The following is a 12,208-nucleotide window of genomic DNA, read 5'->3' as shown; positions in this document are numbered from 1 at the left end:
CGCGTCGGATCCCTTCTCGAGCCGCCGGTTTCGTTGCTGCCTCCGGCATCTCGGCGCCGATTTCGCCCGGTCGGGTTCTGGCGTGGGTCTGGCGGCGGTCGCGTAGAGCGCAGAGGAGAGCACACTGCGCCGATGCACCTCGTGAAAGTGATAACGTAGCAAAGCAGTACGGGCCCTTGGCGCAGTTGGTAGCGCGCCTCGTTCGCATCGAGGAGGTCAGGAGTTCGAATCTCCTAGGGTCCACCGGTAACGCAGAAACTCCCCGCGACACGGCATCACCGCCGACGATCGCGGGGAGTTTTTCGTGCGCTGTGCGCGAGGCGGGCGTGCGGATCTACCGAGCAGCCCTCGCATCCTGGGCGGGAGAGCGCGGGGGCTTCCCGTCGAACCGCCCCTTTGGCAGAATCGTCGCGTGCAGGCGAACAAGACCCAGCCGCTGGATGCCTCCGTCGATGAGTTCATCGACGCGATCGAGAACGACCGGCGCCGCACCGACAGCCGCGCGATTCTTGCGATGATGAGCTCCATCACGGGGCTGCAGCCAGTGATGTGGGGAACGAGCATCGTCGGATTCGGCAGCCATCACTATGTCTATGCCAGCGGGCGGGAGGGGGATACCCCGGTGGTCGCCTTCTCCCCGAGAAAGAGCGCGCTCGTGCTGTACAGCGTGCTCAGCGCCCCCGGCAACAACGAGCTCGTCGCACAACTCGGACCCCACACCACCGGCAAGGGGTGCCTGTACATCCGGGACCTGTCGGTGACGGATGCCGGCGTGCTCACGCGCATGATCGATCGAGCCTTCCGCGCGAAAGGGGACCCCGGCGCCAGGGTCGACGGCAGCTAGAACCGTGCGGTGCACCGGCCCTTGGCGGCACCGTCGGCTAGGGTGGCGCTCGTGCCACAGAACCTGCCCGAGAACCCGCGCCAGACCGAGTCCATCTCCCCGCAGGCGGCCCTGAGCATCCGAGGCCTGTACAAGCGCTTCGGCGAGAAGAATGCCGTCGATGATCTCAGCCTGGATGTTCCCACCGGGTCCTTCTACGGTCTTGTCGGCCCGAACGGCGCCGGAAAGACCACGACCCTCTCGATGGCCACCGGGCTGCTGAGACCGGATGCCGGCACCATCACGCTGCACGGGGTGGACGTCTGGCGCAATCTCACCGAGGCGAAGCGGCTCGTCGGGGTGCTCTCCGACGGCGTGCGCCTGTTCGATCGCCTCACCGGGGAGCAGCTCGTCACCTACTCGGGACTCCTCACGGGGATGGACCGGCCGACTGTCGCGGAACGGGTGGACGACCTGCTCCGGCTGCTGGACCTGCAGGGGGCGAGCGGAACCCTCGTTGTCGACTACTCGGCGGGCATGACGAAGAAGATCGCCCTGGCCTGCGCGCTCGTGCATGCACCGCGACTGCTGGTTCTCGATGAGCCATTCGAGTCGGTCGACCCGGTCTCGGCGGCGAACATCCGCGACATCCTGCAGGGCTATGTCTCATCCGGGGGCACCGTCATCGTGTCGAGTCACGCCATGGATCTCGTGCAGCGCATGTGCGACCACGTCGCCGTGATCTCGGCGGGGAGGGTGCTTGCGGCGGGAACCGTGGACGAGGTGCGGGGCGGATCCACGCTGGAAGACCGGTTCGTCGAACTGGTCGGAGGGCGACACCACGCGGAAGGGCCCGAGTGGTTGCGAATCTCCTGAGGCTTCGCCTCCTCGTTCTCAAGAACTCCCTGCTGCGCAGCACCTGGCAGCTCGTCGCGGTGATTTTCGGCGCTCTCTACGGCATCGGCATCCTGTTCGGCAGCACGATCGGGCTCGTGGCGCTCAGCGGTGTGCCGGTGGGGATCGCTCGCACCGTCGTGGTGCTCGCCGGCTCGGCCCTCGTACTCGGCTGGGTGCTCATCCCCCTCCTGGCCTCCGGGATCGACCAGACCCTCGAACCCGCACGGTTGGTGACCTTCCCGATTCCGTTGAACACCCTGCTGCTCGGGCTCGCCCTGAGTGGTCTCGTGGGGGTGCCCGGAATCGTGACCCTGCTCGCGTCGCTGGCTACCGCGGGCACCTGGTGGCAGCATCCGCTGATCGCGCTGGTCGCGGGCCTCTGCGCGGCCATCGCTGCCGCGACCTGCATCGTCGGATCGCGCGCGGTCACCACGCTCAGTTCCACTTTCACCTCTGGTCGCCGCTTTCGAGAAGCCGCGGGATTCCTCGCGATCATCCCGCTCATCTTGCTCGGACCGATCATCGTCTCGCTCTCCTCCGGCATCCGCACGGCCACGGATGCCCTCCCCGGCCTCGCGAATGCCCTCGCCTGGACGCCCCTCGGCGCGCTCTGGGCCGTGCCTTCGGACCTCGCGCTTGGACATCCCGGCGAAGCGGCCCTTCACTTCCTGATCGGTATCGCCACCCTGCTCCTTCTCCTGCTTCTCTGGCGCCGCAGCCTCGCGCTCGCCCTCATCACTCCGGCCCACACCACCTCGCGCAGTCGCGGCAGCGGCAAACTCGGGTGGCTCGGCCGGTTTCCGGCGACCCCGGCCGGGGCGGTCGCGGCCCGCTCCCTCACCTACTGGATCCGGGACCCGCGCTACGCCCGCCAGTTGCTCGTCGTGCCGCTCATCCCGGCTCTGATGTTTTTCTACAGCCGCAACGGGGCGCTCGACCTTCTGCACTCTGTCGGTCCGATCGTGGCACTGCTGCTCTCACTGTCGATCTTCTCCGACCTGTCTTATGAGGGCACGGCCTTCGCGACGCAGATCTCATCCGGCATCCGCGGCAGAGATGACCGGCTCGGCCGGGCCGCCGCTCTCGGCAGCTTCGGGTTGCCGATCGTGATCATCTTCAGCATCGGTTCGGTCTGGATCAGCGGATCGTGGTCGGTGCTGCCCGGCCTTCTCGGGCTCTCGATCGGAATCTTCCTCAGCGGGCTCGGGGTCTCGAGCTATTCCTCGGCCCGCATCGTCATCCCCGTGCCGGGACCGGGCGACAACCCGTTCAAGGCGGCACCCGGGGCGGGGTTCACGACGGCCCTCACCACCTTCGCCACCTGGGGTGTGCTCGGGGCGCTCGTGCTGCCCGAACTCGTCCTGGCGGTGGTCGGAGCGGCGACCGGGGTCGACCTTCTGGGATGGATCGGGCTCGTGGTCGGTATCGCTCTCGGTTCCGGACTGATGGTTCTGGGGATCCGTCTCGGCGGAGCTCAGCTGGACCGTGCGGCACCGGAACTACTGGAGCACCTCGCCCGTCAGCGCTGAGGCGCCCCGGCGCTCCCTCACGACTGCCGGATGACGCGTGTGCGTCGGCGACGCACGACGTACACGGCCAGTGCGGCGAGAATCGCCGCGCAGGCGATCCAGGGGAGCGCGACTCCCACCACCACCAGCAGTCCGGAGAGGAAGGCCACCAGGGAGCCCCAGCCGGCGATGAGACCCGAGAGGAAGGTGGCGGGAGGGCGCACGGGAGCGGTCGTGACCGTGCCGAAGTCCACAGTGAGCGTGGCGAGGTCCACCTGGTCGTCGAGACCACGCTTCTGTGCCTGCAGGCTCTCGAGGTTCGCCTGCCGGTCGGAGAGCACGGTCTCGATGGAGATGAGGTCGGCGGTGGTGGTGGCGCGGGACATGAGCTCGATCAGTCGGTCGACCGAGGTGCTCAGCGCAGTGATGCGCGCCGCCAGGTCCTGGGACTGGCCGGTGACATCCTGGGCCGAAAGGGAGACGTTCTCCACGCGCCCCAGCTTCTTCAACTCCGTGAGCGCCGCATCCAGCCTGGTGGCAGGGATCCTCAACACCAGTTGGGCGGATCCGGGGACGCCATCCGTCGTGGGATGCTCGGTGCGCCCGTCGACATGACCGCCGGCCGCATCCGTGATCGTCACGGCCTTCTCTGCCGAGACCGAGGGCTCATCGACGGTGATCGAGAGCGTGCCTGTCGTGATCACCGAGCGGGGGGATGTCGGCGTGGATGCCGTGTCGACGGTGCCTGCGGCCTTCTCCGGCGCTATCACCGGCGCACGCGCGATCGAACTGCCAGAGCTGTCAGACTGCACGGATCCGGCGGAAGCGGTGCATCCCGCGAGACCGAGTGCAGTGACGAGCAGGAGTGTCGTGACCAGTATTCGCCTCATGTCCTCACGCTAGGGCGGTGCTCCGGCGAGCCGCCACCCAACGTTTCTGCCGATTCGTTCGTCAGCTCAGGCCGCGATTCTGGGAATCGTGTGGGAGCCGCATGAGGGTGCCGCGGCGGGGATTACCGTGAAATCAACACCAGACGAAGGAGAGATCATGGGCCTGTTGGACAATGCCAAAGACGCAGCAGAAGCGACCGGCAAGAAGGTCGGCGAGTGGGCCGACGACACCAAAGAGCGCGTAGGCGACCGCATCGACGAGGTGAAGGCCGAGGCTGAGGTCAAGCGCGCCGAGGGTGGAGTCTCCAAGGCCGAAGCCGATCGCGACGCCACAAAGGCGAAGAACGAGTACAAGGAAGAGCTGCGCGACTGAGTTGCGCGATTGAGTTGTGGACTGAGTCGTGCGACCAAGCTGCGCGACTGGATTGAGCGGAGCTCGGCGGGGGCGACCTAGGCTGGAGTGATGGACACTCGCACCCTCGGCCGCACCCACCGCTCCGTCTCTGCCATCGCCCTCGGCACCTGGCAGCTCGGTGCCGACTGGGGCGAGGTGACCGAGGCGGACGCCCGGGCAGTGCTCGACGCATCCGTCGAAGCCGGCGTCACTCTTTTCGACACCGCCGACGTCTACGGCGATGGCCGAAGCGAACAGCTGATCGGCGGCTACCTCGCCGACCGGTCGGGGCACGACATCACCGTCGCCACCAAGATGGGTCGACGGGAAGCCCAGGATGCGGCCAACTTCACACTCCCGAAGTTCCGCGAGTGGACCGACCGCTCGCGCGCGAACCTGCGCACCGACACGCTCGATCTCGTGCAGTTGCACTGCCCGCCCACGGCTGTCTTCTCCGCCGATCGGGTCTTCGACGATCTCGACACCCTGGTCGCCGAGGGGGCGATCGCCGCGTACGGCGTGAGCGTCGAGACCGCGGATGACGCGCTCACGGCCATCGCCCGGCCGAATGTCGCCACGGTGCAGATCATCCTCAACGCCTTCCGGCTGAAGCCACTGGATGCCGTACTGCCCGCCGCCATCGCGGCCGGCGTCGGCATCATCGCCCGGGTTCCGCTGGCCTCCGGGCTGTTGAGCGGCAAGTACACCGCGGACACGACCTTCGCGGCGAACGACCATCGCACCTACAACCGTGACGGCTCCGCGTTCGACGTGGGGGAGACCTTCTCTGGAGTCGACTTCGAACGGGGAGTGGCGGCCGCGCGGGAATTCGCCGCTCTGCTGCCCGGCGAGGCCGCGGCGTCGGGTTTCACCACGGCGCAGGTCGCCCTCGCCTGGGTCGCGCAGCTCCAGGGCGTGAGCGCGGTCATTCCCGGCGCGCGGAATGTGTCCCAGGCCGTGAGCAACGCCGCGGCCGGTTCGGTGCCGAAGTTGAGCCCGGCATTCACGGCCGCCGTGGCCGAGCTGTACGACCGTGAATTCCGCGCGGCCATCCACGATCGCTGGTGAGGTCGCGGACTCCCGCATCGCCTGGCCGATGGTGGGTCTCGAGACGCGCCGTGGATGGCGCTACTCGACCAGCGGTGGCCGGTGGTCGAGTAGCGCGCTCAGCGCTCGAATCGAGACCCCTCAGTGCGCGTCCGGCTCCATCCCGGTGCGCACGCCCGACTCGAGCCCCGCGATCGCGGCGAGATCCTCGGCATCCAGTTCGAAGTCGAACACGTCGAAGTTCTCCGTGATGCGACTGGCTGTCACCGATTTCGGGATCACCACGTTGCCCAGCTGGAGATGCCAGCGGATCACCACCTGAGCGGCGCTGCGCTCATGCTTCGCCGCGATCGCGTCGAGCACTCGGTCGCCGATCAGTCGTCCGCGGGCAAGCGGCGACCACGCCTCGGTGAGTATGCCGTGGCTCGTGTCGAAGTCGCGCACCTCGCGCTGGGGGAGCCAGGGGTGCAGCTCCACCTGATTGATCGCCGGAACCGTCTCGGTCTCGGCGAGCAGCCGGTCGATATGGTGCGGTGCGAAGTTCGAGACACCGATCGAGAGCGCCCGGCCGTCGGCCTTGATCGCCTCCAGTGCGCGCCAGGTCTCCACGAACAGGTCCTTCGACGGCACCGGCCAATGGATGAGGTACAGGTCGACATAGTCGAACCCGAGTAGCTCGAGGCTCGTGTCGAAGGCGCGGCGGGTCTTGTTGAAGCCGTGGTCGTCATCCCACACCTTCGTGGTGACGAAGACCTCGTCTCTCGGCACCCCGGAGGCGCGTACACCGTCACCGACGCCGCGCTCATTGTTGTACAGGGTGGCGGTGTCGATATGGCGGTAGCCCGCGTCGATGGCGAGCTCCACGACGCGCGCCGCTTCGGCATCCGCCACCTTGTACACGCCGAGGCCGAGTTGCGGGATGTCGCGGCCATCATTCATTGCGAGGAGGGGCGAGGTCGTTGTAGTCATCGTTCCATTATCGAAGACCGTCGCCGAGCGGGGGCTGGCCCGGACCGCTCTCCAGCGAAATCGGTCACAGAAGGGGAGAGGCCGCGACGCTCGAGGCGACGACCCGCGCGAGAACAGTGCTGAAGCTCATGATCATCGTCGGAAGCGTGCGACCGGGCCGCATTGCTCTGCCGATCGTCGAATGGGTCGGCATGGTGAGCTCGACCGGGGCTAATTCGAGGGGGATTTCGTCGACCTCGTCGAACCCGGTCTTCCGTTCCTGGACGAGCCGGACCATCCCCGGCTCCGCGCCTACCCGATGCGGCACAGCCTGGACTGGCGCGCCACGGGACGCTAGCCGGGATGGGTCGCAATCGGTTCCGTGTCGGGAATGGGGCTGGCGTCACGACCGCGCAGGTCGGGATGTGCCCGGTGGAAGATGGTGGGGATGAGGAATCCGAGTCCCGCAAACGCGGCAGCAACCCAGAACGCGCCGGGGGCGTTGAAACGGTCGATCATGAATCCGGCCACGGCGGAACCGATCGCGGCGCCGATGAGCTGGCCGGTGCCCACCCAGCCGTAGGCTTCGGCAGTCTCACTGAATCTCACGCTCGACGACACGATGGCGAACATCACCGCGAGGGCGGGAGCGATGCCGATCCCCGCGATCAGAAGGGTGACGGCGAGCCACCAGAAGTTGAGGGATACCGCGGCGAGCGACATCCCGACGAAGATGGCGAACAGACGACGGGCGAGCGCCCAGGGGCCGATGGGGATGTGCCCGAGGGCGAGTCCACCGATGAGGGATCCGACGGCGAAGAGGCCGAGCACGAGGCCGGCCTCCGATCCGCTGTCTCCGAATGCCGAGACCACCCCGGCCTCGATGGCGGCGCAGGCCCCGACCAGAAGGAACCCGGTCGTCGTCGCCAGCAGCACTGCCGGCTTCTTCAGCACGGCGCCGAGATTGCGCTTGCTGCGGGGGATTCGCACGCGCCCGACTTCGGGGGAGGAGATGAACCAGATGCCACCACCGACCAGGAAAGCGAGCGCGACGAGAATCGCGAGCACGGTGCTCACCTGGATGGCGAGGAAGGTCGTGATCACCGGTCCGAGCACCCAGATGACCTCCTGCGCCGATGCATCGAGTGAGAACAGCGGGGTGAGCTGCCGCGAGTTGACCATCTTGGGATAGATGGTGCGCACCGCCGGCTGGATCGGGGGAGTGCTGAGTCCGCCGACGAATCCGATCGCCATGTAGAGCCCGATCGGAAGCGCCGGCGCGAGAGCGATCGTGCCCACGGCGGTCGCGCACACGATCATCGTGAGGACGAGCACGCGGCGCATTCCCCAGACGCCCATCCAGCGGCTGGTGAGAGGACCGGCGATCGCCTGGCCGATGCTGGTGGCGGCCAGCACGAGTCCGGCCGCGAAGTAGGTGCCGGAGATGTGTTCGATGTGGAGCAGGAAGGCCAGGGAGAGCATTCCATTGGGGAATCGAGCCACCAACTGGGCCGCCATGATGCGTGCGACGCCGCGCGTTTTCAGGAGGCTCAGGTAGGTCTTCACAAGGCTGCAAGCCTATCGGTTGGGCGCCGGTCCACCGGGGTCGGATGTCGGGGATAGTGTCGCAATCGAGACCTCGGCGATTGTGCACAGCCTGTGCAAAAACCCGCGGACTTATCCACAAGCTGTGGACGACACGCCCACTACATATGGGGTTACCGCTTTGTCGGAGGCCCGCTATATAGTGGTCAAACCGCGGAACCCCCGCTCGTCGATTTCATCGGTCGAGGAGCGTGAAATGACGGTTTCCGCACACTATTTCGGCCCCGCTGAGGGGCGCACGAGGGGAAGCAAACGTGGCAATCACCGTAGTCAAGCGCAATGGGCAGCGAGAGCCGTACGACGCGAACAAGATCAACCTCGCGATCGAGCACGCCAGTGCCGGTCTCGACGAGAACATCACCTGGGTCACGCAGATCGCCAGTGAGCTCGAGTTGACCCTGTTCGACGGCATCACCACCCAGCAGCTCGACGAGGCGGTCATCCAGGTCGCCCTGCAGAACGTCAAGGACGACCCGGCGTTCGACACGGTGGCCGCTCGACTGCTGCTCAAGACCATCTACAAGCGCGTGCTCGGCGACTACGAGACCGCAGAAGAGCTGAAGGCACTCCACGCCAGCCACTTCGCCGCGAACGTGACCCGTGGCGTCGAGGAACTCCTCCTCGACTCGCGTCTCACCCAGCTCTTCGACCTCGAGGCGCTGGCCAAAGCGCTCGAGCCCTCGCACGACGAGTTGCTCAAGTACATCGGTGTCGTCACCCTCAACAACCGCTACGGCATCAAGGGACGCAACGGCGACGCCCTCGAGGTTCCCCAGTACTTCTGGATGCGCATCGCCATGGGCCTCTCGCTCAACGAGGCAAACCCCACCGAGCACGCCATCGCGTTCTACGAGAAGATGTCGAGCCTCGAGTACATCGCCGCGGGCTCCACCCTCGTCAACGCGGGCACCATCTACCCGCAGCTCGCCAACTGCTTCGTCATGGAGATGCAGGATGACATGGAGCACATCGCAAAGACCACCCGCGATGTCATGTGGCTGACAAAGGGCACCGGCGGCATCGGCCTCAGCGTCACCAAGCTGCGCGCCCAGGGTTCGCCGATCCGCTCGAACAACACCACCTCGACCGGCCCGATCCCCTTCATGCACACGATCGACTCGATCCTGCGGGCGGTCAGCCGTGGAGGCAAGAAGTTCGGCGCCCTCTGCTTCTACATGGAGAACTGGCACCTCGACTTCCCCGAGTTCCTCGACCTTCGCCAGAACTCCGGAGACCCGTACCGCCGCACCCGCACCGCGAACACGGCGGTCTGGATCTCGGACGAGTTCATGAAGCGCGTGCAGAACGACGACGACTGGTACCTCTTCGACCCGCTCGAGGTGCAGGATCTGAACGAGCTCTACGGCAAGGAGTTCTCGGCGAAGTACAACGAGTACGTCGCCAAGGCCGAAGCCGGCGAGATGCACATGTTCAAGAAGATCACCGCTCGCGAACAGTTCAAGTCGATCCTCATCTCCCTGCAGACCACCAGCCACCCGTGGCTGTGCTGGAAGGACACGATCAACCTCCGTGCGCTCAACAACAACACGGGAACCATCCACCTCTCCAACCTCTGCACCGAGATCACCCTCCCGCAGGACGAAGACAACGTCTCCGTCTGCAATCTGGTGTCGATCAACCTGTCGCGCCACCTCGACTCGCTGACCGGCGAGGGCCGGGTGCTCGCGATGAACTGGGCGAAGATCGAAGAGAGTGCTCGCCTTGCCGTTCGGCAGCTCGACAACCTCATCGACATCACCCGTTCCTCGGTGAAGGAGGCGGACTTCTCGAACCAGCAGAACCGCGCCGTCGGACTGGGAGTGATGGGCTTCACGGATGTCGTGGAGCGGCTCGGATTCAGCTACGAGAGCGAAGAGGCCTACGACCTGATCGACGAGATCATGGAGCACGTCTCCTATGCGGCGATCGACGAGAGCGCCAACCTGGCCAAGGAGCGCGGTTCGTACGCGAACTTCGAAGGATCGGGCTGGTCGAAGGGCCTCGTGCCGTTCGACTCGATCGCGCTCACCGAGGCCGACCGCGGCACGAGCATCGATGTCAACCGCACCACGCGGCTCGACTGGGATGCCCTGCGCACCAAGGTGAAGGGCGGAATGCGCAACGCGACGCTCATGGCGATCGCACCGACGGCATCCATCGGTCTCGTCGCCGGCACGACTCCGGGTCTCGACCCGCAGTTCTCGCAGATCTTCAGCCGCGCGACCTCCAACGGCAAGTTCCTCGAGGTGAACCGCAACCTCGTGTCCGACCTGCAGGAGCTCGGCATCTGGGACTCGACCCGCGAATCGATCCTGCGCAGCCAGGGCGACATCCAGGGTATCGAGGCCATTCCGGACCACATCAAGGCCACCTACAAGACGAGCTTCCAGCTCTCGCCGTACTCCTTCCTCGAGGTGGCGGCGCGGGCCCAGAAGTGGGTCGACCAGTCGATCAGCCGCAACATGTATCTCGAGACGCGGGACCTCGGCGACATGATGGACATCTACATGGGTGCATGGGAGCGTGGCGTCAAGACCACCTACTACCTGCACATGAAGCCACGCCACACGGCCGAGCAGTCGACCGTGAAGGTGAACAAGTCGGAGCAGATCGGTGGCGGAGCGGGCGGAGCCGTGCGCAAGGGCTTCGGCTCGGCGGGACCGGCCGCCGCTCCGGCGGTGGAGTCCGCCGGCGCTGCGCCGATCGCCTCCGCTCCGGCAGTTCCCGTTTCCGAGGCTCCGGCACCCAAGCGCGGCTTCGGCTTCGGTGGGCTCGCTCCCAAGTCAGGAGAGTAGACAGTGAATCACGACACCCAGGTATTCGAATACGAAGTTCCGATCGACCCGATGGACGACCTGCAGTGCGAGAGCTGCCAGTAGGCGGGCGGTTCTCAGTAAGGGCCGATCTCGAAACCGGCCGATCTCGATAGGGCGCTGAGCGTCCTGTTCGATCAGCGATTGCAGAAGCACAACAGCATCACCACACACACAGCGACAGGGAAGAAGTAGAGCACATGGGAATTCTTGGAACCGGCCTGCAAGAGGGGCTGCTCCTCAAACCGATCCGTTACCAGTGGGCGATGGACCTGTACGACCAGGCCGTCGCGAACACCTGGTTCCCGAACGAGATCCAGCTCGGCGAAGACATCGCCGACTTCAAGAAGATGACTGATGAAGAGCGCCACGCTGTGACCTTCCTCATGAGTTACTTCAACCCGAACGAGCTGCTCGTGAACAAGGCGCTCGCCTTCGGTGTGTACCCCTACGTGAACGCGGCGGAGTGCAGCATCTACCTCGCGAAGCAGATGTGGGAAGAGGCCAACCACTGCATGTCGTTCGAGTACGTGCTCGAGACCTTCCCGATCGACCGCGAGGCGGCCTACAACTCGCACGTCGACATCCCCTCGATGGCGAAGAAGGAGGAGTTCGAGATCAAGTACATCCGTCGCATGACGGAGAACACTCTCGACATCACCACCACGGAGGGCAAGAAGGACTTCGTGCGCAACCTCGTGGCGTACAACGTGATCCTCGAGGGCCTCTGGTTCTACTCGGGCTTCATGGTCGCGCTGTCGTTCCGCCAGCGCAACCTGCTGCGCAACTTCGGATCCCTCATGGACTGGGTCGTGCGCGACGAGTCCCTTCACCTCAAGTTCGGCATCAACCTCATCCTCACGGTGCTCGAGGAGAACCCCGACCTGCAGACCGAGGAGTTCGCCGCCGAGATCAAGCAGATGATCCTGGATGCCGTGGAGCTCGAGGAGCAGTACAACCGCGACCTGCTTCCGGGCGGCATCCTCGGCCTCAACGCCAACTACATCAACCAGTACGTCAAGTACCTGGCGGACCGTCGTCTCGAGGAGCTCGGCTTCGAAGCCGAGTACAACGTGACCAACCCGGCCAAGTGGATGGCGACCGCGAACGACACCCTCCAGCTGGTCAACTTCTTCGAGTCGACCAACACGTCGTACGAGTCGAACGCCTCGGCGACTGTGGGCGCGAAGTAGCCGCTTTCGGTCCCGAGGAACTCCTGAAGATCGCGCGGGTCGACTGGGTCGACCCGCGCGCTTCTGTGCTGCGGGACATCATGGAAGAGG

Annotated in this window: 11 protein-coding genes and 1 tRNA gene; 8 read left to right on the top strand and 4 right to left on the bottom strand. The window is 65.7% G+C overall.

The genetic code is table 11. The features are described 5' to 3' along the window. Positions 1–170 precede the first annotated feature (170 nt). From VLI63_RS12750 to VLI63_RS12735, 4 genes are all read left to right on the top strand, one after another. Positions 171–243, top strand: a tRNA-Ala gene (locus VLI63_RS12750). Between the two features lie 169 nt (positions 244–412). Next, positions 413–844: a DUF1801 domain-containing protein gene (locus VLI63_RS12745; RefSeq protein ID WP_409157197.1), complete on the top strand. Its 432-nt coding sequence runs from the start codon at positions 413–415 to the stop codon at positions 842–844. 51 nt (positions 845–895) lie between these two features. Beyond that, positions 896–1,699 carry an ABC transporter ATP-binding protein gene (locus VLI63_RS12740; RefSeq protein WP_409157196.1) on the top strand — a complete coding sequence of 268 codons (804 nt, stop codon included), beginning with the start codon at positions 896–898 and terminating at the stop codon, positions 1,697–1,699. Beyond that, positions 1,681–3,249, top strand: a complete 1,569-nt coding sequence (locus VLI63_RS12735; protein ID WP_409157195.1) for a transporter — start codon at positions 1,681–1,683, stop codon at positions 3,247–3,249. The genes VLI63_RS12740 and VLI63_RS12735 overlap by 19 nt, the downstream gene beginning before the upstream one ends. A gap of 17 nt (positions 3,250–3,266) precedes the next feature. On the opposite strand, the gene VLI63_RS12730 is transcribed toward VLI63_RS12735, so the two are convergent. Beyond that, positions 3,267–4,118, bottom strand: a complete 852-nt coding sequence (locus VLI63_RS12730) for a DUF4349 domain-containing protein (RefSeq protein ID WP_409157194.1) — start codon at positions 4,116–4,118, stop codon at positions 3,267–3,269. Between the two features lie 157 nt (positions 4,119–4,275). On the opposite strand from VLI63_RS12730, the gene VLI63_RS12725 reads away from it, so the two are divergent. Together VLI63_RS12725 and VLI63_RS12720 are read left to right on the top strand one after the other, a co-directional pair. Next, the gene (locus VLI63_RS12725) at positions 4,276–4,491 is read left to right on the top strand and encodes a hypothetical protein (protein ID WP_409157193.1); all 216 of its coding nucleotides are present in this window, start codon (positions 4,276–4,278) and stop codon (positions 4,489–4,491) included. A gap of 90 nt (positions 4,492–4,581) precedes the next feature. Then, positions 4,582–5,580, top strand: coding sequence for an aldo/keto reductase (locus VLI63_RS12720; RefSeq protein ID WP_409157192.1), 999 nt, complete (start codon positions 4,582–4,584; stop codon positions 5,578–5,580). A 120-nt stretch (positions 5,581–5,700) separates the two neighbouring features. On the opposite strand, the gene VLI63_RS12715 is transcribed toward VLI63_RS12720, so the two are convergent. The 3 genes from VLI63_RS12715 to VLI63_RS12705 all read right to left on the bottom strand — a co-directional run bounded on the left by VLI63_RS12715 (position 5,701) and on the right by VLI63_RS12705 (position 8,073). Next, positions 5,701–6,528, bottom strand: a complete 828-nt coding sequence (locus VLI63_RS12715) for an aldo/keto reductase (protein ID WP_409157191.1) — start codon at positions 6,526–6,528, stop codon at positions 5,701–5,703. A gap of 64 nt (positions 6,529–6,592) precedes the next feature. After that, positions 6,593–6,805, bottom strand: coding sequence for a hypothetical protein (locus VLI63_RS12710; protein ID WP_409157190.1), 213 nt, complete (start codon positions 6,803–6,805; stop codon positions 6,593–6,595). 56 nt (positions 6,806–6,861) lie between these two features. Beyond that, positions 6,862–8,073, bottom strand: a complete 1,212-nt coding sequence (locus tag VLI63_RS12705; protein ID WP_409157189.1) for an MFS transporter — start codon at positions 8,071–8,073, stop codon at positions 6,862–6,864. A gap of 293 nt (positions 8,074–8,366) precedes the next feature. Here VLI63_RS12705 and VLI63_RS12700 point away from each other — a divergent pair, with 293 nt between their 5' ends. Beyond that, positions 8,367–10,907 carry a ribonucleoside-diphosphate reductase subunit alpha gene (locus VLI63_RS12700; RefSeq protein WP_409157188.1) on the top strand — a complete coding sequence of 847 codons (2,541 nt, stop codon included), beginning with the start codon at positions 8,367–8,369 and terminating at the stop codon, positions 10,905–10,907. A 161-nt stretch (positions 10,908–11,068) separates the two neighbouring features. Continuing rightward, positions 11,069–12,118 (top strand): ribonucleotide-diphosphate reductase subunit beta, encoded by a 1,050-nt coding sequence (locus VLI63_RS12695; RefSeq protein ID WP_409157251.1) that lies wholly within the window; start codon positions 11,069–11,071, stop codon positions 12,116–12,118. Positions 12,119–12,208 lie beyond the last annotated feature (90 nt).

The sequence above is a fragment of the Lacisediminihabitans sp. H27-G8 genome (assembly GCF_046156175.1).
GTDB lineage: Bacteria > Actinomycetota > Actinomycetes > Actinomycetales > Microbacteriaceae > Lacisediminihabitans.
Note: the sequence above shows the minus strand (reverse complement) of the source record. Positions and strands in the feature narration are given on the sequence as shown.